We start from the raw sequence: 23,853 nt of genomic DNA on the forward strand, positions 1-23,853 counted from the left end.
CGGCTTCCACCGAGCCAGTGTTGAAATAGTTGGTCTCGGGGTCGTAATCGGTCGGGGTGGCGATGATGACATAGTCGGCACCTTCATACGCCGCCTGCTTGTCCATGGTGGCCTTGAAATTCAGGGTCTTGGTGGCGAGATACTCTTCAATCTCGGCATCGGCAATCGGCGACTGCTTGCGGTTCAGCATCTCCACCTTCTCCGGCACGATGTCGAGCGCGACCACTTCATTTTTCTGGGCCAGCAACACCGCCATGGAAAGTCCTACGTAGCCGGTACCGGCAATTGCTATCTTCATCTAGTGACTCCTGAGTCTGTGGAATTTATTAAGGTCATCAATGACATATTCTGCCAAGCAAAAATCGTGACAGCCAAAGGCGAACGCGGCATGACATGCGAGTGACTGGTAATAAATGTTCGCCATTTTTTGTTTATTCGGATGGACGTGTTTATTTTTTTCATGGGATGCATATGTGCATGTCCCATTGTAATCTGGTGTGTTGCCTCGTCACAATTTAGTTGCTTCATGCATACTCGTGCGGTCTTCAAATGGGCAGATGGGGTTCAGTCCTGGTTATCGACGTCCCAGTGCAACTGTTCATGATCGCCGACAGTCTTACCCGGAAATCAAGATTATTTGTGATGCCTCAAGTTATATAATTCCCATCAACTCACCGCAATAGTCCATGGAGACCATACCCAATGCCAACTTTACTTGTTACAGGCGCCAATCGTGGCCTGGGCCTGGAATTTACTCGCCAATATGCCGAAGCTGGCTGGCAGGTGCAGGCATGCTGCCGCAGCCCTGAAAACAGCCATGCACTCAAAGCCTTACATACCGCTCACCTGGACCGTATCACCCTGCACAAGCTTGATGTCGCGGATTTCAAACAGATTGACACCTTGGCCGAGGCTCTGGGCGATGCTCCGATTGATGTGCTGCTCAATAATGCCGGCGTATATCCCGACCATGCAGGCAGTCGCCTTAGCGATGCGGATTACGAAGCATGGTTGACGGCATTCCGCGTCAACAGCATGTCACCGTTAAAAATGGCGCAGACCTTTGCCCCGCTGGTCGCAAAAAGCAGTGAGAAAAAAATCATCAACATCACCAGCAAGATGGGCAGCATCGCCGACAACGGCAGCGGTGGCAGCTATATTTACCGATCCAGCAAAACGGCACTCAACAGTGTGACCAAAAGCCTGGCGATTGATCTGGCAAACCAGGGCATCAGCGTGCTGGCATTACACCCAGGCTGGGTGCAAACCGACATGGGCGGACCCAACGGCCTGATTAATGCCGAGCAAAGTGTCAGCGGCATGCGTCAGGTCATCGCCAAACTGACACCCAAGCAGAGCGGGCAATTCATTGCGTATGACGGACAAGCCATCCCCTGGTGAAAAAAACCGGCTGCCTGCCAAACCCTTGATATTCAAGGGCCGCGGCAGCACCAGCAACCAGAACGGGCGTTTCGAGCAACTGCAGCGGGAAGCCTTTGACGACGGCTGGGCACAGGAAGACGCCGACACCGACACGCCGCGTCTGATCACTGAGATCATCCACAACAGTAGCCGCAGCATCCTGCATTACAACGATTCGCCCGATATTCCGTTTGACCGCTCCATCAACCCCTACCGTGGCTGTGAGCATGGCTGTATCTACTGCTATGCGCGCCCCAGCCATACCTATCTGGGGTTTTCGGCCGGGCTGGATTTTGAGAGCCGCATCCTGGTGAAGCCTGATGCCGCCGCCCTGCTACGCCAGGCGCTGGCAAAGCCGGGGTATGTGTGTCAGCCGATCGCCATGGGAACCAATACTGACCCCTATCAACCACTAGAACGGCAGCAGCGCATCACGCGCCAGATAATTGAAGTGTTGGCCGAACACCAGCATCCCCTCACCATTGTCACCAAATCCGCCATGGTAGAACGAGACATTGATCTGCTGGCGCCCATGGCAGCCCAGAATCTGGCGCGTGTCTTCATGTCGATCACCACCCTGGACCGCCATCTCAGCCGCGTCATGGAGCCGCGTGCCGCCGCGCCAGAACGTCGGCTACAAACACTGGAACGACTGTCCTCAGCCGGAATTCCGTGCGGCGTCATGACCGCGCCCATGATCCCCGCGCTGAATGATGCGGAGATGGAACATATTCTGGAACATGCCCATGCAGCGGGTGCGCGCTATGCAGGGTATGTACTGCTGCGGCTGCCCCTGGAGGTGGCGCCGCTCTTTGAAGAATGGTTGCAACACCACTTTCCACTGAAGGCGGCGCATGTCATGAGCATTATCCGGCAATCCCGCGGAGGTAAAACCTACGATGCCCAGTTTCATCAACGCATGCGCGGACAAGGCATATTTGCAGATCTGCTGGCGCAGCGCTTCCGCCTGGCGGCCAGCAAGCTGGGCTTTATGCAGGAGCGCAGCTCATTGAATACCCGTCTATTCCGGCCGCCCGTCGCCACGACCACTCGTACAGCCAAAAAACCGACACCGCAACGCGATCTGTTTGAGTAAGGGAGTAAGAGAAGAACCTGGTGAGCTAGCGCAAAAGGCGATCACCATGGAGATCGCAGGCTTACCAGCTTCCGCCAGTAAACCGCTTGATATCGCGCAACTGGCGTTTGGTGGGACGCCCGGCGCCGCGCTCGCGCTTGCCGTGGTCGGCTTCCCGCGTGACGGCAGCATCTTCACGTTTGCGGGCGCTTTCGGGGGTTTCCTGATACAGCAAGGCGGCCTCAGGCGCGCCACGGCGTTGATTGGACAAGGCCATGACCTCCACTTCCATTTCCAGCTCTTTGCGGCGGATGTAAATGCGCTGCCCTACCCGCACCTCTTTGGCTGGCTTCGCCCTGTCCCCATCCACATGCACCTTGCCGCCATCAATGGCGTCGGTCGCCAGGCTGCGTGTCTTGAAAAAGCGCGCCGCCCACAGCCACTTGTCCAATCGGCACTTGTTGTCGTCCTGCATGCTCATCTGGCGGGCGTGTTATTGAAATAATATTGACGGAAGGCCTCCAGACTCTGCTGAACTCGCCCCATGATGCTGCCCGCTGGATATTCACCGTCGTGAAGCTCAGCGCCTGCCTCCATGCCGGTCAGCAAGGCCATGCCTTCCAGCACATGCTCAATGGCATACAAATGGAAGCGCCCCTGCTCCACCGCGGCAATGACTTCTTCATCCAGAATCAAATGGCGCATGTTGGCCTTGGGAATGATCACTCCCTGGCTACCGTCAAGACCTACCCGCTGACATACCCGGAAGTAGCCTTCAATCTTCTCGTTGACGCCACCAATCGCAGTGACTTCACCATGCTGGTTCAGCGCCCCGGTGACCGCAATGCCTTGCGAAATGGGCAAGCCGGACAGCGCCGACAGCAAGACAAACAATTCAGCACAGGAAGCCGAATCCCCTTCCACACCATGATATTCCTGCTCAAACACCATGGAAGCTGCCAGCGAGAGTGGCGTCAGCATCGGAAAACTTGCCGACAACCAGCTTTGCAGAATGAATACGCCCTTGTCATGGTTAGGGCCGCTCATCTTGACCTCGCGGTCAATATTGATCAGGCCTTGTGCACCGGCAAAGCAGCGCGCCGAAATACGAATCGGCGAGCCGAAGCTGGCATCGCCCAGATCAATATGGCTAAGGCCGTTGATCTGTCCTACCGCGCTGCCATGCAGGCGCAACATGAGCTCGCCTTCGACAATCGAATCGCGCAACTGCTGCTCCGGTATCTGGTGCCGTGCCAAACGTGCTTGTTGCGCCGCACGCACATGCTCAGGCTGGACAATGCCAGGTGTGGTGGCGGACGGCGTCTTGCGCATGAAAGAAGCGCTCTCCTGCATCAAGGTGCTGAGAGCGGCATATTGCGTGCTGATGCGCGCCTGATCCTCCACACGTCTGTGCATGGCACGTATCAGGGTAACTACCGCCGCCGCGCTGAATGGGGGCAAGCGTAGTTCGCGCGCCTGGTAGGCAATAAACCTGGCCATGGCCGCATAGGCGTCCGGTGTTGCGGCAAAGCTATCGACAAAATCCACCTTGACCGGAAAATAACGCGCCAGTCCCGGCATCTCATCATGCAATTCGTAATACTCTTCTGGCGTGGCAATCAATACCAGCTTGACATCGGCAGCCAGGGGTTGCGGGCAGAAATGACCGGAGCCGCCATGTCCACTACTGCCATTCGAATCCTCAATCAGCACCTGACCATTGCGCAGGAAACGGAACAGCTTCTCGACAATCTGGCTCCCGCTTTGCTGGTCAGAGGCCAGATCACGCAAATGCAGCATCAGCATGCCGCCGTGGGCGCGCAGCAAATTACCAGCACGCAGACGCAGGAAGTCAGGGGTGGTCGCGCTATCCATGCCCGCATCAAAACCGCCAAACAAGGAGTGGAAGGTCGGGTCATTGTCATAAATGACGGGCGCCATCTGCAACTGGCGATTGTCTACCAGCAGGTTAACCCGGTACCGATTCAGAAAGCTTTCCAGCAAACCTTCGTTTTCGCTGGTCTGCACCGGGACAAATACCTCCAGATTTTCCAGCGTATCACGCTTGAGGCTTTGCAAATACTGCTCAAACAGCGCGCTGTCGTGCTCAATATCCGCCAGCACCTCACGCAGTGCCGCCTGCTGCTGGTCTATCCAGGCAGCAGCATCCTGACGGCCTTTATCCTGCAGGGTTTTATCACCCGCATTGGCGGCGAGATCCAGCTCGCCCAACAGTTGAGGCAAGCCTTTGCCCAACTGGCGCAAATACTGCTCCATGGCCTGACGCAACCGCACACCTACCCCGGCAGGCAAGTAAAGGCTGATGGGCTGGTCCGCCTGTTCGATATTCATCAGCAGAATCAGATCGGGAGCAACCGGCCATTGTGCGGCCGCCACCTGCATGGCGGTTTGCATCAATACCGTGCGGCCACTCCCCGGCTCACCCAGCACCAGCAAATTGAATCCGGGGGCGCGCATGCCCAGCCCGAATTCGGCAGCCTGCTGTGCATCGGCTTGCCCGAGCCAGGTGGCATCCGGCTGACCATCAAGTTGGGAGGTATCCTCGAAGCCCAGAGATTGCGGAACAACCGCGGCGGTAAGAGAGGAGGAGTTAAGCCTGTGTAGCATGTGGGGTTAGCTTGCTTTAAAGGGTAAATGAATAAGAATGAACCTGGCTTATATCTTGTGCCAGCGTGCCCGTGCCGCATCGTCACTGGCCCGGGCATCCACCCAGCGTTCACCCTTGGCGGTCTGCTCTTTTTTCCAGAATGGGGCTTCGGTTTTCAGGTAATCCATGATGAATTCGCAGGCGTGGAATGCTTCGCCTCTATGGGCGCCAGCCACAGCCACCAGCACAATCTGGTCCAGGGGTTTCAGCTCGCCAATGCGATGAATCACAACCGCATCCATGATATCCCAGCGTGCTTTGGCTTGTTGCACGATGGCTTCCAGAGACTTTTCCGTCATGCCAGGATAATGCTCAAGCGTCATGCCGGCAATGGCGTCGCCCTGGTTCAAGTCCCGCACCTGGCCGACAAACGCGGCCACGGCACCAATGTCCGGGCGCTGCTGACGCAGCTGGGTTATCTCGGCACCGACATCAAAGTCTTCGGTCTGCACCCGTATCCTCATGCGCAATTACCCGCCCGTCACCGGGGGAAAGAACGCGACTTCGTCCCCGTCATGGATCTCGGTCGTCACCGGAGCCAGTGTCTGGTTAACCGCCGCGCGCAGTGATTTGCCACTGCCAAACTCTTCGGCCCATACGCCACCGCGTGCCGCGAGCTGCTGCATGAGTGCCTCGATCGTGAGGCCGGCCCGTGGTGTCAGCTCCTCGCCCACCGAGCCCAGGGCTTCGCGCAAACGCGCGAAATACAGAAGGCGTATCATTGCAGCACATCTTCGTCGGTGAAGGCGCCGCGCTTGCCGCTCAGAGCCTCGGCCATCAGCATCATGACGCGGGCCTTGTGTTGCTCGTCCGCCATCAGGCTGGAGCTGAAGGTAATGCCAAACCGGGCAGCATATTGCTGTACCAGCATGATCATGGTGGATTCGTCGCTCATGGTGTTCCTTTCATCCTGCAAATCGTCTACTGGTTGTCGTCTGCGAGTATATCGTCCGGCAAATCCGGCAAGGCCAGGGCCGCCTCGGCATCGCCTTGCAGCTCTACCCGCTCAATCTGGGCAAAGCGCCGTGAAATCTTCTGACTGGTGGTATGCACATCCAGCGCATCCTCATGGGCCTGGCGAATATGGTCAGCCAGTTTTTTCATGCGTACGTCAAAGCGGCCGAACTCCTTGCCCAGCTTGCCCAGCTCATCCTTGATGATGTGTACCTGCTTGCGGGTTTCCACATCTTTCAACACTGCACGCGCGGTATTCAGTACCGCCATCAAGGTGGTCGGCGACACTACCCACACCCGTTTGGCCATGGCGTAATCCACCACATCGGGGTGATAGGCATGAATCTCGGCAAACACGGCTTCGGCCGGGATAAACATCACCGCGCCATCGGAGGTGACATTGGGAATAATGTACTTGCTGGCAATGTCATCCACATGCTTTTTGACATCGGCCTTGAACTGCCGTTGCGCCAGTGCTCGCTCCACCTCGGAGATGCCGCTTTCCAGCATGCGATGGTAGTTTTCCAGCGGGAATTTCGAATCCACCGCCACCATGCCGGTAGGCTCCGGCAGAAATAAAGCACAATCCACGCGGGTGCCATTCGGTAGCACATGCTGCATGGCAAAACTGGCGTTGGGCATGACATTGCGCACCAGTGCTTCCAGCTGCACTTCGCCAAACGCACCACGCGAGCGCTTGTCGCCCAGCAACTCTTGCAGACTGACTACATTGGTAGTCAGGCCATCGATCTTTTTCTGAGCTTCGTCGATGGTCGCCAGGCGCTCCATCACGCGCACAAACGTGTCGTTGGTTTTCTTGAAGCCTTCATCCAGGCGCTCAGATACCTTGCCACCAATTTCTTCCAGCCGGGCATCCACGGCCTTGGTCAGGGTTTCAATACTGGCAGTCAGCTGTGAGGTGGCCTTCAGCATGGTGTCCTGAATCAGCGTTTGCTCCGCCTTGCCCTGTTCGGCCAGCGTGGTATGCAATTTTTCCAGCACGGTTTCACGCGTCTGGGCGAGACTGCTGGTTTGCGCGGCCTGCAGGGCCTGCATGGCATCGCGGGTTTCTTTCAGCTCCTGCGCGACGGCTTGCCGCAGTCGCTCACTGCTATCCACCGAAGACAGGCTCAGGCGGTCTCCGAGTTTATTCAAGCCATCATGCAGATCGCGCAGCATGGCGCGGTGTTTTTCCTCGAACTGCGGCATCAGCTGTGCCAGCAGCTCGCTGGCAGCATCCGGGGTTCTGGATTGACGTAGCAATAACACGATCAATGCCAGCAGGCAGGCAATCACAAGCACTAAAATCACAATTTGCATCATGCGTGAAATTATACCTGAAGCGATGACGATATCCCCGCCCCGCCGGGATCCGCCTTTAAAACCCGCCGCATTTATGCCACACTCAGGCTCTTCAACATGCAGGAGCCCTCCGGTGATCCGACTCAAACTGCTCATGGGGCAATGGCTAGCCAACGTTACCCGACGCCTGCGCAACAACTTCTATATTTACCTTGCAGCATTGCTCACGGTATTTGTGCTACTGGACGCAGGTCTGTTTCATGTGGGCGAAAACATGCGGCAGAAAGCGTTTGATTTCATGGTGCGCAGTCGCGTACTGGCGCCCGCCCCAGACAAAGACATCGTCATCGTGGATGTCAATGAGGCCAGCCTGGCCGCCATGGCCAAGGAATATGGCCGCTGGCCCTGGCCACGCCAGGTGTTCGGTGAGTTCCTTGAAAGTATTGAAGCCCAGCACCCCAAGGCGGTGATCTTTGACATCCTCTTCAGCGATGCCGATGTCTATAACCCGGATAGCGACGCCTATTTCAACGACGTCATCAGCGGTACCGATAACACATTTTTCCCCTTTCTGCGCCTGCCAGAATCAAGCGACAAACTGAGCCAGATCAAGCCCAACATGATTGCCGGCATCAGCGAGAGCCAGCCCAGCCAAGGCGACATGCAGGCGACAATCGCGGTAGTGTTGCCGCACTTTGATGCTGCGTTGAACTCGGGGCGGCTGGGCACGCACAATATCTATCCGGACAAGGATGGCATCGTCCGTGAATACCAGCTGTATCGCGATGATTATGGCTGGCGCTTGCCTTCGCTACCCATGACGGTGGCAGGCAAGCTTGGCTACGCCTTGCCGCCAGATCAGAACATTCTGCTCAACTGGCGCGGCAAACCCTTCAGCTATCAGTATGTGTCGTTCAGCGATGTTATGCAGGACATGGGCAGCAAGGACAAAAAGCGCCCACAGAACGAGTTCACCGACAAAATTGTCATCATCGGTTCTACCGCACCCAGCCTGTTTGACCTCAAAGCGACCGCCATGGCCAAGGCGCATCCCGGGGTGGAAATCCTGGCGACGGCGATCGATAACGTCAAACATCAGGACTATCTGAAAGTCTGGCGCGGGGCGATACCCTATATCCTGATCAGTCTGTTGCTGATCTGGCTTACCACCCTGGCCTTTTACCTGAATGCCGACCGTGACCGTTTCAACAAAGTGTTCAGTTTCAGCCAGATCGGGCTGCTGGTGCTGTCATACATCGGCATCAACCTGAGCAACTTCTATCTCGACTTTACCGGTCCCATTACCTGGGCGCTGTTTTACTTCAGTATTGCCAAGATATACGCCCTGGCAACGGATCGCGCCTTGCAGCGGTGGCTGGCGTATGGGGTCAAGGAAGGTGCCAGTGACACCCATATCATGATCATGCCCATCCTGATCGAAAGCGATGAGCCGCTGGGTGACACCATCATGAAGAAACTCAAGCGTCAGATTGAGCTGAGCAGCCGCACGCCCAGCAGCGTCGATATACTCAAGGGCGTGCAATCCGGCATCTGGGGCTTGTTTGGCGAGTTTACCGTGGTGAGCTGGACATTTGCCGAAGGCCGTCAGGAATACGCCAGCGAAGCGCACAAGGATGCTGAGCGGATCGCCCAGGCATTGCCCAGCATGATTGCCAGCCTGGACTTGCCAGACAAGCTGCAGCCTGTGCATACCGTATATGAAAACAGACTGGATGGCAGAGCGCCTCTCGGCAGACAATGGCGCAGCGCATTTGCGGCAGCCTTGTTGCAACTCGAAGCCGTCAAACCCGACGTAACGCCTGTTCAACCAGATACCCCCACCTCATCTCCGGAGCTTTAGACACATGCGATATTTTCTGTCTGCCAGCCTGGCAGCCATCTTGTTTGCCAGCAGCCTGGCCCAGGCCGAAAGCGGCACTGCGCTCAAAAATGATACCTTGCGCAAGGAACCCTATAACGATGCAAAAACCAGCGGCCAGCTGAAGCGTGGCGACAAGGTCGATATCGTCAGGAAACAAGGCGCCTGGCTACAGGTCAAATCCGCGAAAACCTCGGGCTGGGTGCGGCTGCTGTCGGTCAGACGTGCCGCCAGCACTGGCAATCAGGCCGCTGGCGTTCTGAGCGTCGCCAGTGGACGTGCAGGCACTGGCCAGGTCGTCGCCACCACCGGCGTGCGTGGCTTGACGGAAGATGAACTGAAACAGGCTCAATTCAGCGAGCCCGAAACCAAGCTGCTGGAAAGCTACAGCGTATCGGCAGCCGATGGCGCGCAGTATGCCAAAGCGGGCGGCCTCAAGCCCATCAAGCTGGGTTACTTGCCCAAGCCCGTGGCAACGCAGGGAGAAAATCCATGAAAAAAACTGCATGGGCATGCCTCTTTGCCTCGCTCTTGAGTTTGCCACCTCAGGCGATGGCGTTTGACCTAGGCGGAGCATTGAAAGATGCCGTCGAAAAAAATGCGGGCGACCTGATCAACGACAAGAACTCGAACGACGCTGATGCAACGCAAGCCAAGCCGGAAGGCAATAGCCTCGCCAACATCAATTGGAAAAGCCCCTCCAAGGAAGACGAAATCAAACTCGGGCGTGAAATTGCAGGCAATCTTCTAGGCGCCGCCCCCTTGGTAAAAAACCCGGCTCTTCAACAATACGTCAACCGCGTGGGCCGCTGGGTCGCCAGCCAGAGTGAGCGTAGCGATCTGCCATGGCACTTTGGCGTGATTGATAGCGACGACATCAATGCCTTTGCCGCGCCCGGCGGCTATGTGTTGATTACCAAAGGCTTGTATAAACGGCTGCACAACGAAGCTGAACTGGCTGGCGTGCTGGGCCATGAAATAGCCCACATCGTGCAAAAGCATCAGCTCAAGGTGCTGCAAAAACAGCAATTGCTCAGCCTGGGAGCTGGCCTGCTCAGTGGCAAGGTCGCCAAAGGCAACCTTGCCATTGAAAAAGTCATCGGAAGTGGCGCCGAGATCAGCGCACGCAGCCTGGATAAAGATGCCGAATACGAAGCTGACCGTATGGGCCTGATTTTGGCGGCACGCGCTGGTTATGATCCTTATGGCTTGCCAGAGGTATTGAGCGATCTGGCAGATATCAGCAGCAATGATGGCAGTATCGCCTTGCTGTTCAAGACGCACCCCGCCCCGGGCGAGCGCTTGTCAGCCTTGGCGGAAGCAACCAGCAATACCGCGATCAGCCTGCCTGAGGGTAAGGCGGTAAAAAATCGGTTTTACAAGCTGGAAGACAAATAAAAAAAGACACTGCACGCTCATGCAGTGTCTTTTTAAATGGATAACTGACTTTCTAGACTACGACGAAATCGCTTGCGCTCAAGTCACCCACCAGGTCTTCCAGCACGGCGAACTTGATGGCCGCTTTCGCTGTTCCGCTGCCATCCGCGTCATAAAACAGTTCGCCAGTCGTACTGTTGAACAGCAAGTAGTCATTGGTGTCGAGTGCAGCAGGCGCACTCCCTGCTGTTGCAGCATCTGATACCAGATTGGTACTGCCAACAGCGCCTTGCGCACTGAACTTGGTGAAGATACTTTTCGATAAGGCGATCATGTCTGAACCCGCCTCAAAATCATGAATGGTATCCACATTGGTCGTCGCCAATGCAGCATCAAACATGAAAATATCCGCCCCAGTCCCCCCTGTAAGCTCATCACTGCCGGTCCCACCATTAAGTACATCATGCCCACCGCCGCCAAACAGCAGATCGTTGCCGCCCATGCCCTTCAGGGTATTGTAGGCATCGTTGCCCACAATAATGTTAGAGCTGGCATTGCCCGTCACATAGATGGCCCCTTGTTGCATGATCACCTCTTCTACATTGCTGAACAGGGATTTGATATCGGCACTGGTGTAAATAACATCGAACTCACTACTGGCGGTGGATGTGGATGTTTCAACCACTTTATCCAGGGTGCTATCAATATAATAAACGTCACGCCCCAGACCACCGGTCATGACATCTGCACCCGTGCCACCATCAAGAGTATCGTCGCCCAGCCCGCCTGAGAGAGTGTTGTTAAGCTCGTTGCCGGTAATTTCATTATCGCTGTTGTTACCGGTGGCTGATTTTGCGGTACTTCCGGTAGCCAGGGTGATGTTTTCCAACGTCGCCTTAAGGCTGGTGACATTGTAGGAGGCAATCATGGTATCCGTGCCACCATTTTCGTATTCAATAATATTGTCGGCAGACTTATCCACGATATAGACATCATTCCCGTCACCACCATACAAGGTATCGGTACCTTCGCCACCATTCAGGGTGTCATGCCCATCCCGTCCAATCAGGAAGTCATCGCCAGCGTCACCTGTAACGCTGTCGTTGGCCGCAGTACCCAGCAGGTAGTCATCATCCTCCCCGCCCGCCAATGTAAACTGCACCGCGTTAGTTGGCGTGACATGCAAGGTATATTGATTATCGATGAACGATCCGGCCGACTCGATGGAAATATAGTAGGTTCCGGCAACGGGTACGGAAAAATCAAACGACAGGTCGGCGCTGATTTCAAACGAAGACTGCAGGCTCTGCGTGCTATCCCACAAGGTGATCTTGTATAACTCACCTGTATCGGCCGTTGCGCCGTCGGCGATATTGAATGCCAGGGTATAAGTGCCCGTATCTGACAGCTCGATTTTATAGTAGTCCTCGTCACTACTTGAGGACAGGGCTCCCAACACGCCCTGCATAGGACTGGTCCCAGGAAGGAATTCGGAGGCCGTGGCAAAATCCCCATTGCTCTCGACTTCACCCGCAATGGCATCCGCCTCGACCGATTTAACCGTCAGGTCATACACATCGCTGGCGTAGGAAGCGCCCGCCTGGATCAGAATGAAGTAATCCCCTGCCTGGGCGCTCCAGGTCAAGTCACTCAAGCCACTGGTGGAAGCACTGGAAAATACCGTATTGCTGGCAGCGGCATCGCTGTATACGGTAATGGTAAAGTTGCTGCTGGCCCCGGAAAACTTGAGGTTCAACAGGGTAGATTCGGTAACGGTAAACTTGAAGAAATCCTGATCAGTTTCTGAACTAAGCTGCCCCTGCATCTTCACGCCAAAAATGCCCTGCGTCGCCTCAGCTCCCGTATCGTTAGACTCAAACTCGACATTCGCCATGCACCACCCCCCTTTTTTAGAATTGAAGAAACCACCCGCCTTGCGAACTGCTTAAAGGCATACCTGCAATCGTAAACTTTAGTAAAGGTGTTGTCAGAGACTTAATGCTAAAAAACAAAAAAGGCAGCCTGAGCTGCCTTTTTATGTCACTTATTTCAGGAAATATTCCCGATTAGTCCTTGGATGCGCGCTTACGCTCATGCTCTTGCAGGTAACGCTTGCGGATACGGATGGATTTCGGTGTCAATTCGACCAGTTCATCATCATCGATAAACTCCACGGCGGACTCCAGCGTCAACTGCACGGCAGGCACCAGGCGCACGGCTTCGTCAGTACCAGAAGCACGCACGTTGGTCAGTTGCTTGCCCTTGATCGGGTTAACCACCAGATCGTTATCACGGCTGTGGATACCAATCACCATACCTTCATACAAACGATCACCTGGTACGGAGAACATACGGCCACGGTCTTGCAGCTTCCACAATGCGTAGGCAACGGCTTCGCCCTGCTCGGAAGAAATCAGCACGCCATTGCGACGACCTGGCATGTCGGCTTTTACCGGTGCGTATTCATCAAAAATGTGCGCCATCAGACCAGTACCACGGGTCAGGGTCAGGAACTCGCTCTGGAAGCCGATCAGGCCACGTGCGGGGATCTTGTATTCCAGACGGGTACGGCCATTGCCATCCGATTCCATGTTTTGCAGCTCGCCACGACGACGGCCCAGTTCTTCCATCACGGCGCCCTGGGTATCATCTTCCAGGTCCACGGTCAGAATTTCATAAGGCTCACACTTCTGGCCGTCGATTTCACGGTACACCACGCGTGGCTTACCTACGGCGATTTCAAAACCTTCACGGCGCATGTTTTCCAGCAGAATGGTCAGGTGCAACTCACCACGACCGGAAACGCGGAAGACATCAGCATCGGCAGTATCTTCAACGCGCAGGGCTACGTTAACCAGCAGTTCCTTGGTCAGGCGGTCACGAATCTGGCGGCTGGTAATGAATTTGCCTTCTGTACCGGCCAGTGGGGAGGAGTTCACCATGAAGTCCATGGTCAGGGTAGGCTCGTCCACACCCAGGATCGGCAGGCCAACTGGCTTTTCGCGGTCAGCAATGGTTACACCGATACCGATTTCTTCAATACCGGAAATAATCACGATGTCGCCAGCTTCGGCTTCTTCGACTGGCACACGCTCAAGGCCGCGGAACCCCAACACCTGATTGATGCGGCCCTGGCCAGTTTGGGTATCACCATTCATGACGACAACCACTTGGCCTGGCTTGATGCGGCCATTCAGAATACGGCCCACACCCAGACGACCGGTATAGCTGGAGTAATCCAGCGCAGAAATCTGCAATTGCAGAGGCGCGTTGCTATCGCCTTGTGGCGGTTGTACGTGGCTCAGGATGGTTTCGAACAGCGGACGCATATTGTCCGACTCGTTCTTGAGGTCCAGCGTGGCAAAGCCATTCAGGGCGGAAGCATAAACCACGGGGAAATCCAGCTGTTCATCCGTCGCACCCAGATTGGCAAACAGATCAAAGGTCTGGTTGATCACCCAGTCAGTACGTGCGCCTGGGCGGTCAACCTTATTAATGACCACGATAGGACGCAGACCCAGGGCAAGTGCCTTCTTGGTCACGAAGCGGGTTTGCGGCATGGGGCCTTCCACCGCGTCAACCAGCAGCACCACACCATCCACCATACCGAGAACGCGCTCAACTTCGCCGCCGAAGTCGGCGTGCCCTGGCGTATCCACGATATTGATGTGGGTGCCTTCATAGTTAACAGCGGTGTTCTTGGCAAGAATGGTAATGCCGCGCTCTTTTTCCAGATCATTGGAATCCATCACGCGTTCAGATACCTGCTGATGCGATGCAAAGGTGCCTGCTTGCTGCAGGAGCTTGTCCACCATAGTGGTTTTGCCATGGTCAACGTGAGCGATGATGGCGATATTACGAAGATTGCGCGACATGTGTTTTGAGCCAGTCCATTAGAAAGGGCGCGATTTTAACACAAAAGCTTTGACAAACTGATGACTATCTATATACTTCGGCCTTCGATGAATTTGTAGCGTAGCCCTCAAAAGCCTGTTCTGCAAATATTTCGGTAATTCATCGCCCTAGCCCTCTCGAAGCCCATTGCTGTATTTGCGGCTCTCCAGTTTTTTACCGGTTAGTGGCTATGCCCGTGCGCCGGTAGAAATACACCTCCAAAATTTAGTGTATTGCGCCTAACGTTGCTGACAACTTCTGTTGTGTAGCTGATTGCGTCCTGCTTGCGCCCTTTGTTTTAGTAATTCACCTTAAGGGAAAATTGTGTCCGTAACTTTTGAAACTCTGAATCTGCATCCTTCCATCCTGCGTGCGCTGGAGGAAGCTGGCTATTCCACCCCGACTCCTATTCAGGCTCAGGCAATTCCTGAAGTCCTGGCTGGTCACGATCTGATGGCTTCTGCCCAGACCGGTACTGGCAAAACTGCAGCGTTCACGCTGCCAGCCCTGAACCTCCTGGCCGACATCCATCCGTCCAAGAGCCGTGGCCCACGTATTCTGGTATTGACTCCAACCCGCGAACTGGCAGCCCAGGTTAATGATGCTGCCCGCAAATACGGCAAGTTCATGCGTGCCCGTACCGTCAGCATCGTCGGTGGCATGCCTTACCCACTGCAAAACAAGCTGCTGTCGCAGCCTCTGGATATTCTGGTAGCCACTCCAGGCCGTCTGCTTGACCACATGGAACGCGGCCGCATTGATATGTCCCGTCTGCAAATGCTGATTCTGGATGAAGCGGATCGTATGCTGGACATGGGTTTCATGCCAGATATCGAACGCATCAACGAAGCACTGCCACGCGAGCGTCAGACCCTGATGTTCTCGGCCACCTTTGAAGGCCCGATCGCCAACATCGCCAAAACGCTGCTGAAGGATCCGAAGGTCATCCAGATCGCCGCACAAAAAGAAAAGCACGCCAATATCGAACAGCGCCTGCACTTCGTGGACGACATGAACCACAAGAACAAGCTGCTGGAACATCTGCTGATTGCTCCTGATGTCAACCAGGCTATCGTTTTCACCTCCACCAAGCGTCACGCTGACCTGCTGGCTGAAGATCTGTATGCTGCGGGCCACAAGTCTGCCGCGCTGCATGGCGACATGACCCAGGGGGCGCGCAACCGCACGCTGACCAAGCTGCGTCACGGTGATGTACGCGTACTGGTCGCCACCGATGTAGCCGCACGTGGTATTGACGTACAAGGCATTACCCACGTGATCAATTACGATCTGCCGAAGTTTGCCGAAGACTACGTCCACCGTATTGGCCGTACTGGCCGCGCTGGCAACACCGGTGTCGCCGTTTCTTTCGCTTCGCATGCAGACCGTCATCAATTACGCAAAATTGAGCAATATACTGGTCAACGCATTGAGATCACGGTGATCGAAGGTTTTGAACCCAAGCGTCCAGCCCCTCGTACTGATGACCGTGGCAACAGTGGTCGTCCACGCAGCGGCAATCCTGGCAGCAAGAGCGGCTTCAAGCCACGCGGCCAGGGTGGCTATGCTGGCAACAACCCACGCTCGGCTTCCGGCGCAGGCAATTCCGAAGGCAATCGTGGTTTTGGTGGCCGTAGCGAAGGTAATCGCAGCGAAGGCAACCGTGGCAATGACAAGTTTGGCGGCCAGAAGCGTACTGATGCGCCTCGCCGTCCACGCAATTTTGCGTAAAATGCCCTGTTAACCAACAATAAAGCCCATAGACTACATTGAGTACAGAAAACATTCGTTTCGCAGACCTGGGGTTGGCGCCTGAAATTCTCAAGGCGCTGGAAGAATTTGGCTACACTGTGCCCACGCCGATTCAGGCGCAGGCCATTCCCGTCGTGCTACAAGGGCACGACCTGATGGCCGGTGCCCAGACCGGTACTGGCAAGACAGCCGCTTTTTCACTCCCCTTGCTGCAAAAGCTATTGCCGCAGGCGAGCAGCAGTGCATCGCCAGCTCGCCATCCGGTGCGGGCGTTGATTCTGACGCCTACACGGGAGCTCGCCATTCAGGTAGAGGAAAGCGTCAAGGTGTATGCCAAGCATACGGCCTTGCGTTCGCTGGTGGTATTCGGCGGCGTTGACATCAAGACGCAAACTCCCAGTCTGATGAAGGGTGTGGAAATTCTGGTAGCGACCCCTGGTCGCCTGCTGGATCATGTGGAACAGCGCACCGTGCAGCTCGGACAAGTGCAAATGCTGATTCTGGATGAAGCAGACCGTATGCTGGACATGGGCTTTATGCCTGACCTCAAGCGCATTCTGGCACTGCTGCCTAAAAAGCGGCAAAACCTGATGTTCTCGGCCACCTTCTCCAACGACATCAAAAAACTGTCTGAAGAGTTTCTGACCAACCCCAAGCTGATCGAAGTCGCTCGCAGCAATGCAGCGTCTGACAAAGTGACGCAAAAGGTCTATCAGCTCGACAAAGATGGCAAGGACAGCTTCCTGGCCAAGCTGCTGCTGGAAAGCAACAGCGAGCAAACCATCGTATTTACCAAAACCAAGCTGACGGCGAGCCGTCTGGCGCGGCAACTGGTACGCGAAGGCATTGCAGCAGATGCAATCCATGGCGACAAAAGTCAGCAGGAACGCATGCAGGCACTGGAAGCCTTCAAGCAGGGCAAGGTCACCACACTGGTAGCAACGGATGTTGCTGCACGGGGTCTGGATATTGACCAGCTGCCCATGGTGATCAACTTTGAACTGCCAAGCGCGCCAGAAGATTATGTGCATCGCATTGGCCGTACTGGCCGGGCTGGCGCTTCGGGCACAGCGATTTCGCTGGTATGCCCTGAAGAAGAAAAATATCTGAAGGAAATCGAAAAGCTGATCAAGCGCGAGATCCCGCGGGAAACGGCAGTGGTAGCAGAACGGCCTCGCGAGCGCGCAAGAGATGCCCGCGAGCCACGTGCCGAGTCGACAGATCGCAAGCCGTCAGCTCCGCGATCACCTGCCCCACGCAAAAATCAGGATCCCTGGTTTGACAAGCCCTATGAACCTTCCGGCAATGCCGAAGTTAAACAATCCATGGGCCTGGCACGCAACAAGCAGAAGAAAGAAGTGGCAGCACTGTTGGGCGGCTTGCTAAAGCGCGACTAGCCTTTATAATCAGACCGTCTACTCATAGGCCGCATTATGCGGCCTTTTTGTTGTAGAAAAATAAGGGTTAATACCTTCTAAAAACCAAATATCAGAGTCAGGGAGTTTTACAAGTGAATAAATTCACCATCGCCATCATGACGGCAGTAGCCTCGCTTGCGGGCTGCGCAACCATCACTCAAGGCACACAACAGGCCATTTCGTTCAAACTGGAACCCAAAGAAGCCATTTGCGACATCATGCGTGTTGGGGACGGCAAATTAGGCCGCGTCAGCGGTACTTCAAATACCATTTTTGTCGGCAAAGATAAGGATGATATCGTGGTAACCTGCAACGCTGATGGGTATGAGCAATCCACAACCAAGGTCGTTTCGGGTGCCACAGGCGCAGGCGTTACCGGCGTTTTGATTGATTTTGGTATTACCGACATGATCACGGGCGCCATGTATCGCTACCCTGAGGAAGTCACCATCGTTATGCAAAAGGTGAAAGCGGAACCTGTAGCAGCGGTTACGCCTTAAACTCTCGCATCCGTCACGGCAGCCGACTGCTGACGTGACGGATATTCAAGCTTGCAAGCTCAGTCAGGCTTATTCCGCATAAAATCGGCCACACCCCACAGCGCTTCTGCCAGTTTGCGCATGACCTCTTCTTCCACGCCAATATCATGCATGGCGCGTACCATGCAGTACATCCACTGATCGCGCTGCTCTTCGCCAATCTCAAACGGCAGATGGCGACGACGCAGGAATGGATGACCATAGCGCTCGATATAAAGCTGCGGGCCACCCGTCCAGCCAGTGAGGAACATGAACAGCTTCTCACGTGCTTCCGTCAGATCTGCCGCGTGAATCGCGCGGAGATTGGCGGCTTTGGGATCGCTGTCCATCACATCGTAAAAACGCTCGACCAGCGCGCGAATCTGCTCAACCCCACCCAGCAACTCAAAGAAAGTGGCCTTGCTGCTGCCGGGCTCGCCTATCTTGTCCAGCATCATGCTGCTCTTGGTTTGACCAGGGAGGCCGCCAAGTGGGCACGGGCACGGGCTTCATCCACATCTGGCGCCGTTGCCAGCGCAACTCCCATGCGGCGGCGTACAAAGGACTCGGGCTTGCCGAACAGGCGAATATCGCTCTCCGGCACGCGCAATGCGGCGTCCAGACCTTCAAATACCAAAGCCTCGCTATCGACACCGCCATAGATAACAGCACTGGCACCGGGTGCCAGCATACGGGTATCGACGGGCAAGCCAAGAATCGCGCGGGCATGCAGTTCAAATTCGTTGAAGCGCTGGCTGGCCATGGTCACCATGCCGGTATCATGCGGACGTGGGCTGACCTCAGAGAACCAGACATGGTCGCCTTTGATAAACAGCTCGACCCCAAACAAGCCCAAGCCACCCAGACTATCGGTAACCGCCTTGGCGATACGTTGTGCCTCCGCCAGCGCCTGAGAAGTCATGGCCTGTGGTTGCCAGCTTTCTACATAATCGCCATTTTCCTGGCGGTGACCAATCGGTTCGCAAAAATAGGTCTGGATGGCACCTGTAGAATCTTTTGCGCGCAAGGTCAGCAAGGTAATTTCAAAATCAAACGCAATCTGGCCCTCCACAATCACCACACCCTGATTGACCCGGCCAGCACTGGCGGCATAATCCCAGGCCTTTGCCACTTGATCCTGAGCGGTAATGCGCGATTGTCCTTTGCCAGAGGACGACATGGTAGGTTTCACAAAACACGGATAGCCGATGCCGTTATCAATCGCAGCCTGCAGTTCCTGTTCGCTACGGGCGAATGCATAAGGGGATGTCGGCAGGCTCAAGGTTTCGGCGGCAAGACGGCGTATGCCCTCACGGTTCATGGTGAGTTGTACCGCTTTCACCGTGGGTACCACCGTCGACAGACCTTGCTCCTCAATCCGGGCCAGAACCTCGGTATTCAAGGCCTCGATTTCGGGAACGATCAGATGAGGTTTCTCTTGGGCAACCAGGGCTTGCAGGGCATCAGCATCGGTCATGTCAATCACATGGCTGCGATGGGCAACCTGGTGCCCAGGCGCGTTGGCATAACGATCAACAGCGATCACTTCAACGCCAAGGCGCTGCAAGGCGATAATGACTTCCTTGCCTAGCTCGCCGCTGCCAAGCAGCATGACACGGGTTGCACTGGGCGTGAGGGGGGTACCAATATTCATGATCGCTCCGGCGGAATGAAGCGTGCATTTTATCATGCTGGCAGGTGCTTCACCTATGCCGTGTGAAGCGTGTCTGGATTAGCAGGTGGGAGATAAATCAGGCACGAATGCCGTGTTTTTCCATGCGATAACGCATTGCCATGCGGGTAATCCCCAACTGGCGCGCCGCTTCGGAAATATTGAAATGGGTTTGTTCCAGCGTTTTTTCGATCATGAGCTTTTCGGCAGCGTCCAGCGTCATACGGGTAGCAGCCGCAACGTCTTCCGTTGCCGTGGTCGTCAGTTTGACGTTCGCTACCAACTCGACTGGCAGCGCCACATCCTGAATCCTGACCTGAGCCGTCTTGCTGAGCAGCACAGCACGACTGATCTGGTGGCGCAGCTCGCGCACATTACCAGGCCAGCGATAGCGCATGAGCATGTCGGTCACCTCGGGCGAAAATACCCGCTTTTCCAGACCGTATCGACGTTCGGTCTGCGTCGCAAAATGCTGGGCAAGCAGAAGCACATCACCACCACGGTCACGTAGCGGTGGCATGTTGAGTGATAACACATTCAAGCGATAAAACAGGTCAGAGCGAAAGCGACCATCAATCACCATCTGCTGCAAGTCCCGGTTGGTGGCGGCAATAAAGCGCGCCATGACCGGGCGCTCCTTGGTGGAGCCTATGCGGCGCACCACGCGCCGCTCCAGCACATTCAGCAGCTTGGCTTGCAGGGTCAATGGCAGCTCGCCGATTTCATCAAGGAAAAGCGTGCCATCTTCCGCGGCTTCAATCAGGCCGCAACGCGCATTCTGCGCACTGGTGAATGCGCCCTTCTCATGACCAAACAATTCGTTTTCGATCAGCTCGCTCGGCAGGGATGCACAATCCACATGCACAAACGGACGATCACTGTTCTTGCAGGACTGGTGCAGCAGGCGTGCCACCACGTCCTTTCCGGTTCCGGTTTCGCCGGAAATCAGGATGGTAGGCGGAGCCGCCTCAACTGACACCAATTGGGCAATGCGCTCCACCTGTGTTCGGATAGCTTGTATGGGGGCACTTTCCCCCAGCATTTCAATATTTTCAGTTTCGTGGGAATTGCGCTGGCGCGAATAGTCCAGCTGGCGTTTGAGATGGGTCGCGTTTTCCGCTTTCTCTATCGCCAAAAGTAATTCTTCAAGGTCCACCGGTTTTTTAATGTAATCGGTCGCCCCTTGCTTCATGGCATTGACGGCATCCATCACATCGCCATGCGCCGTGAGCACAATCACGGCTACACCTTTTGCCACCAGATCAGAGAGCAGCTCCAATCCGTTTCCATCCGGCAGCCGCATATCCAGCAATGCCAGATCGGGTGCAAACTGCCGTGCCAATGCACGGCCGTCTGCAATCGACTCTGCATGCTCGCACTCGTAGCCTGCCTTTTGCAGGCGTTTGGCTACGGCGCGAGCAAATACCGCTTCATCCTCAACAAGCAATATACGCATTCTTGGCTTCACACTTGCGTTCATTGCAACAGGTTCGTCCATGATCATTGCTTGCATGAGGAATCAGCTTTTAGTTGGCATCTGCAACGCTAGGCTTGGCACCGCCAAATTCCCAGCGCACACCAATCCAGCCAGCACGAGGAGCGCCTGGAGAACGCAGGCTTGCACGTTCATCGTCGCCACCTAAATACGCACCGTTAGCGGCAAAGAAGGTTTCACCGATCATGCCGCCGTTGCTGTATTCGCGATCAAAGATGTTGATGGCTTTGGCAAATACACTCCAGCCCTTGCCAATGTTGTAACGTGTATCCAGGTTGACAATGGTGTAGCCGCCGATCTTGGCACCTTCCCCTTGGTCCTGGTTGTTTTCGTTACCGCGGGCATACTGGTCAGAGAAGGTCACGATATTGGTACCCACCACCCATTTGGGGGTGATGGAGTATTGACCACGCAACTTGAACTGATGGCGTGGGATACCTACCATGTTGTCGCCCTTGCGTACTCGGATACCATCAACTGGGTCGCCATTTTCATCTACACCAATCTGTGCAGCAGATGTATTAACTTCATTGGCTAAAGTGAAGTCACTTTCATAAGTAGCCTTGATGTAGCTATACCCTACAGACCAGTCAAACGCACCATAGCGTCCGCTCAAACCCGTATCAAGACCAATACGACGCGTCTTGCCAACATTGTCGAAATAGCCCATGCCGTTGGTTGAGCTGGCATAGATAAACTGGATATCGTCAGTGTTCTGCGCACGATAGATACTGGCGTTCCAGCGCACATCCTGGGTCAGGTTGCCACGCATCCCTGCTTCATAAGTCTTGGCAACCACTTGCTTGAGTGGGGGATCACCCGCCATGGCATTAGGCAGTTTGCAAGGCTGAGCTGGATTGGCACAACCAAGCTCAATCGCGGTTGGCGCACGGCTGCCCTCATTGTAGGAACCATAAACCGTCAGATCACGCGTAGGCGTAAAGTTGATACCCACTGCAGGATTGATGCGATTGAAGCTGTGGTCACCAGATAAAGACTCTTCACCCGTTGGAATCAGATGGTCTGTGTTTTCAACCTTGGTATGGTTGTAACGGGCAGAACCAGTCAGATGCCAGAACTCATTCAGTGACAGGGTATCCGTCGCGAACACGCTCCAGGTTTTGGTCTTGCCAGTCAGGCTCACAGCGGCCTCATCGGAGAACAGGCCCAGACCAGTAACAGAACGAGAGTCCGTCAGATTGCCATACTCGGTAGACTGACTGAATCGGGTTTTACTATAGTCATAGCCCATACCGACGATGAACTGGTTCTTCTTTTGCAGCCAATCCTGATTGAATGTCAGCTGTGTCGTAAACCCATAGCTGTTTTTCTTGGAGGTGCTGCGGTTGAGCGCGCCGCCGCAAGCTGTTTCGGGGTCAGCAGCCGCACTACAGTCGGCCAGATAGTCGGCTTCATCTACATCATCGTTACCATCACCATTCAGCGTCTTGGTCTTGGCATGACGATAATAGGCGTTACCACTCAGCATCACATCGTCATTAAACCAGTGCGCACCATTCAGATTCAGCATGGACATGGTGTTACGGGTCTGGTCAGGACGTGTCAGGATGGTGTCGCGACCCAGCGTGCGCAGCATGTTGCTCGGGGTAAGGCCATTGCCGATCATGTCATTGTCAGCACCCGTGTAACTGAGGTTGATCTGGGTGGTTTCATTCTGCCAGCCCACCTTGCCGAATACCTGGCGAACATCGGTCGGAGAGTAATTGCGCCAGCCGTCTTCCGTAAAGGAGTTGGCGGAGAAGAAGTAATCAACTGAACCGTCCTTGGAAACGCCACCGTACTCTGCGGAAGCTGCCTTGCGACCCCAGGAACCTGTGTAGGCTTCCACGGCACCACCAGGATTGGTACGACCGCTCTTGGTCTGGATGGAAATGGCACCGCCCAGGGTATTCAACCCAAACAATGGATTTGAACCAGGGATCAGCGACATGCCCTGGATGGCATTCATCGGGATCAGATCCCAACTGACAACATCACCGAAAGGCTCATTCACACGTACGCCATCAACAAACACCGACAGACCTTGCGGCGTGCCGAGCAATGGCGATGCAGAGTAACCACGGAAGTTGATATCTGGCTGGAAAGGGTTGTTCTGAGTGTCATTGACGTTTACACCGGCCAGATTCTGGTTCATGTAGTCGGCAATGGTCAGGCTACCCTGATTGCGCATATCCTCGCCCTTGACGATCTGGATATTGGCAGGCACCTGTTCAAGCGGCAAACCGATTGAAGGAAGGGGGGTTGTGCTGACGACTTCCAGCTTTTTGACTTTGAGGGTATCAGCCTTCTGCTCTTCGGCAGATTGCGTCGTTGTTTCTGCCACCGCAAAATGCGGAACAGCAAACAAACTGGCCACTATCACCGCTCCCGCGTTGAGGCGGAATCTGGTTGTTTGATTCATGGTCT

General features: G+C 55.1%; 21 protein-coding genes. 8 read left to right on the forward strand and 13 right to left on the reverse strand.

Translation table 11 applies throughout. The annotated features are described in order from the left end of the window. Positions 1-298 (reverse strand): NAD-binding protein (locus tag LG203_RS00005; protein ID WP_230343954.1); only part of this gene is annotated, 298 nt, incomplete at its 3' end. Between the two features lie 404 nt (positions 299-702). On the opposite strand from LG203_RS00005, the gene LG203_RS00010 reads away from it, so the two are divergent. Then, positions 703-1,401 (forward strand): SDR family oxidoreductase, encoded by a 699-nt coding sequence (locus LG203_RS00010; protein WP_230343955.1) that lies wholly within the window; start codon positions 703-705, stop codon positions 1,399-1,401. Further along, positions 1,376-2,518, forward strand: coding sequence for a PA0069 family radical SAM protein (locus LG203_RS00015; protein WP_230343956.1), 1,143 nt, complete (start codon positions 1,376-1,378; stop codon positions 2,516-2,518). Before LG203_RS00010 ends, LG203_RS00015 begins: the two co-directional genes overlap by 26 nt. 61 nt (positions 2,519-2,579) lie before the next feature. Here the strand turns inward: LG203_RS00015 and LG203_RS00020 are convergent, their stop codons facing one another. The 6 genes from LG203_RS00020 to LG203_RS00045 are packed head-to-tail and all read right to left on the reverse strand — an operon-like array spanning position 2,580 to position 7,442. Further along, on the reverse strand, positions 2,580-2,978 hold the full coding sequence (locus LG203_RS00020) for an RNA-binding S4 domain-containing protein (RefSeq protein WP_230343957.1): 399 nt from the start codon (positions 2,976-2,978) through the stop codon (positions 2,580-2,582). After that, a complete protein-coding gene (locus LG203_RS00025; RefSeq protein WP_230343958.1) occupies positions 2,975-5,125 on the reverse strand; it encodes a Lon protease family protein in 2,151 nt (716 codons plus the stop codon). The genes LG203_RS00020 and LG203_RS00025 overlap by 4 nt, the downstream gene beginning before the upstream one ends. Positions 5,126-5,173: 48 nt before the next feature. Further along, entirely contained in the window at positions 5,174-5,629 is a 456-nt protein-coding gene (moaE, locus tag LG203_RS00030) for a molybdopterin synthase catalytic subunit MoaE (protein ID WP_230343959.1), read from the reverse strand. A gap of 6 nt (positions 5,630-5,635) precedes the next feature. After that, positions 5,636-5,887, reverse strand: coding sequence for a MoaD/ThiS family protein (locus tag LG203_RS00035; RefSeq protein WP_230343960.1), 252 nt, complete (start codon positions 5,885-5,887; stop codon positions 5,636-5,638). Further along, positions 5,884-6,060: a hypothetical protein gene (locus LG203_RS00040; protein ID WP_230343961.1), complete on the reverse strand. Its 177-nt coding sequence runs from the start codon at positions 6,058-6,060 to the stop codon at positions 5,884-5,886. The genes LG203_RS00035 and LG203_RS00040 overlap by 4 nt, the downstream gene beginning before the upstream one ends. 26 nt (positions 6,061-6,086) lie before the next feature. Next, the gene (locus LG203_RS00045) at positions 6,087-7,442 is read right to left on the reverse strand and encodes a DNA recombination protein RmuC (RefSeq protein ID WP_230343962.1); all 1,356 of its coding nucleotides are present in this window, start codon (positions 7,440-7,442) and stop codon (positions 6,087-6,089) included. 112 nt (positions 7,443-7,554) lie between these two features. Here LG203_RS00045 and LG203_RS00050 point away from each other — a divergent pair, with 112 nt between their 5' ends. From LG203_RS00050 to LG203_RS00060, 3 genes are read left to right on the forward strand one after another with little or no spacing between them, the layout of a single operon-like run. Then, entirely contained in the window at positions 7,555-9,282 is a 1,728-nt protein-coding gene (locus LG203_RS00050; RefSeq protein WP_230343963.1) for a CHASE2 domain-containing protein, read from the forward strand. A 4-nt stretch (positions 9,283-9,286) separates the two neighbouring features. Further along, on the forward strand, positions 9,287-9,796 hold the full coding sequence (locus LG203_RS00055; RefSeq protein ID WP_230343964.1) for an SH3 domain-containing protein: 510 nt from the start codon (positions 9,287-9,289) through the stop codon (positions 9,794-9,796). Continuing rightward, entirely contained in the window at positions 9,793-10,698 is a 906-nt protein-coding gene (locus LG203_RS00060) for a M48 family metallopeptidase (protein ID WP_230343965.1), read from the forward strand. Before LG203_RS00055 ends, LG203_RS00060 begins: the two co-directional genes overlap by 4 nt. Positions 10,699-10,750: 52 nt before the next feature. Here the strand turns inward: LG203_RS00060 and LG203_RS14325 are convergent, their stop codons facing one another. After that, on the reverse strand, positions 10,751-12,571 hold the full coding sequence (locus tag LG203_RS14325) for a calcium-binding protein (RefSeq protein WP_268867300.1): 1,821 nt from the start codon (positions 12,569-12,571) through the stop codon (positions 10,751-10,753). 172 nt (positions 12,572-12,743) lie between these two features. Next, positions 12,744-14,552, reverse strand: a complete 1,809-nt coding sequence (gene typA, locus LG203_RS00075; protein WP_013442512.1) for a translational GTPase TypA — start codon at positions 14,550-14,552, stop codon at positions 12,744-12,746. Positions 14,553-14,895: 343 nt separating this feature from the next. Here typA and LG203_RS00080 point away from each other — a divergent pair, with 343 nt between their 5' ends. The 3 genes from LG203_RS00080 to LG203_RS00090 all read left to right on the forward strand — a co-directional run bounded on the left by LG203_RS00080 (position 14,896) and on the right by LG203_RS00090 (position 18,241). Continuing rightward, positions 14,896-16,302, forward strand: a complete 1,407-nt coding sequence (locus tag LG203_RS00080) for a DEAD/DEAH box helicase (protein ID WP_230343966.1) — start codon at positions 14,896-14,898, stop codon at positions 16,300-16,302. 38 nt (positions 16,303-16,340) lie between these two features. Continuing rightward, positions 16,341-17,720 (forward strand): DEAD/DEAH box helicase, encoded by a 1,380-nt coding sequence (locus LG203_RS00085; RefSeq protein ID WP_230343967.1) that lies wholly within the window; start codon positions 16,341-16,343, stop codon positions 17,718-17,720. A gap of 113 nt (positions 17,721-17,833) precedes the next feature. Then, complete coding sequence (locus LG203_RS00090) at positions 17,834-18,241, forward strand: hypothetical protein (RefSeq protein ID WP_230343968.1); 408 nt, start codon at positions 17,834-17,836, stop codon at positions 18,239-18,241. A gap of 59 nt (positions 18,242-18,300) precedes the next feature. Here LG203_RS00090 and LG203_RS00095 read toward each other — a convergent pair whose 3' ends face one another. The 4 genes from LG203_RS00095 to LG203_RS00110 all read right to left on the reverse strand — a co-directional run bounded on the left by LG203_RS00095 (position 18,301) and on the right by LG203_RS00110 (position 23,848). Further along, complete coding sequence (locus LG203_RS00095; RefSeq protein WP_230344032.1) at positions 18,301-18,714, reverse strand: group II truncated hemoglobin; 414 nt, start codon at positions 18,712-18,714, stop codon at positions 18,301-18,303. Beyond that, the gene (gene purT, locus LG203_RS00100) at positions 18,714-19,913 is read right to left on the reverse strand and encodes a formate-dependent phosphoribosylglycinamide formyltransferase (protein WP_230343969.1); all 1,200 of its coding nucleotides are present in this window, start codon (positions 19,911-19,913) and stop codon (positions 18,714-18,716) included. Before purT ends, LG203_RS00095 begins: the two co-directional genes overlap by 1 nt. Positions 19,914-20,010: 97 nt before the next feature. Further along, the gene (locus tag LG203_RS00105; protein ID WP_407665324.1) at positions 20,011-21,444 is read right to left on the reverse strand and encodes a sigma-54-dependent transcriptional regulator; all 1,434 of its coding nucleotides are present in this window, start codon (positions 21,442-21,444) and stop codon (positions 20,011-20,013) included. Positions 21,445-21,457: 13 nt separating this feature from the next. Beyond that, positions 21,458-23,848 (reverse strand): TonB-dependent receptor, encoded by a 2,391-nt coding sequence (locus LG203_RS00110; RefSeq protein ID WP_230343971.1) that lies wholly within the window; start codon positions 23,846-23,848, stop codon positions 21,458-21,460. Positions 23,849-23,853 lie beyond the last annotated feature (5 nt).

Origin of the sequence: Methylovorus mays, assembly GCF_020531915.1 — a bacterium.
In the GTDB taxonomy this organism is placed as follows: domain Bacteria; phylum Pseudomonadota; class Gammaproteobacteria; order Burkholderiales; family Methylophilaceae; genus Methylovorus; species Methylovorus mays.

Bases quoted from the DNA above. Each gene is read 5' to 3' on its own strand.
- LG203_RS00010 (WP_230343955.1), top strand. From the start codon at position 703: ATGCCAACTTTACTTGTTACAGGCGCCAATCGTGGCCTGGGCCTGGAA.
- LG203_RS00015 (WP_230343956.1), top strand. From the start codon at position 1,376: ATGACGGACAAGCCATCCCCTGGTGAAAAAAACCGGCTGCCTGCCAAA.
- LG203_RS00020 (WP_230343957.1), bottom strand. From the start codon at position 2,978: ATGAGCATGCAGGACGACAACAAGTGCCGATTGGACAAGTGGCTGTGG.
- LG203_RS00025 (WP_230343958.1), bottom strand. From the start codon at position 5,125: ATGCTACACAGGCTTAACTCCTCCTCTCTTACCGCCGCGGTTGTTCCG.
- moaE (WP_230343959.1), bottom strand. From the start codon at position 5,629: ATGAGGATACGGGTGCAGACCGAAGACTTTGATGTCGGTGCCGAGATA.
- LG203_RS00035 (WP_230343960.1), bottom strand. From the start codon at position 5,887: ATGATACGCCTTCTGTATTTCGCGCGTTTGCGCGAAGCCCTGGGCTCG.
- LG203_RS00040 (WP_230343961.1), bottom strand. From the start codon at position 6,060: ATGAGCGACGAATCCACCATGATCATGCTGGTACAGCAATATGCTGCC.
- LG203_RS00045 (WP_230343962.1), bottom strand. From the start codon at position 7,442: ATGATGCAAATTGTGATTTTAGTGCTTGTGATTGCCTGCCTGCTGGCA.
- LG203_RS00055 (WP_230343964.1), top strand. From the start codon at position 9,287: ATGCGATATTTTCTGTCTGCCAGCCTGGCAGCCATCTTGTTTGCCAGC.
- LG203_RS00060 (WP_230343965.1), top strand. From the start codon at position 9,793: ATGAAAAAAACTGCATGGGCATGCCTCTTTGCCTCGCTCTTGAGTTTG.
- LG203_RS14325 (WP_268867300.1), bottom strand. From the start codon at position 12,571: ATGGCGAATGTCGAGTTTGAGTCTAACGATACGGGAGCTGAGGCGACG.
- typA (WP_013442512.1), bottom strand. From the start codon at position 14,552: ATGTCGCGCAATCTTCGTAATATCGCCATCATCGCTCACGTTGACCAT.
- LG203_RS00095 (WP_230344032.1), bottom strand. From the start codon at position 18,714: ATGCTGGACAAGATAGGCGAGCCCGGCAGCAGCAAGGCCACTTTCTTT.
- purT (WP_230343969.1), bottom strand. From the start codon at position 19,913: ATGAATATTGGTACCCCCCTCACGCCCAGTGCAACCCGTGTCATGCTG.
- LG203_RS00105 (WP_407665324.1), bottom strand. From the start codon at position 21,444: ATGCAAGCAATGATCATGGACGAACCTGTTGCAATGAACGCAAGTGTG.
- LG203_RS00110 (WP_230343971.1), bottom strand. From the start codon at position 23,848: ATGAATCAAACAACCAGATTCCGCCTCAACGCGGGAGCGGTGATAGTG.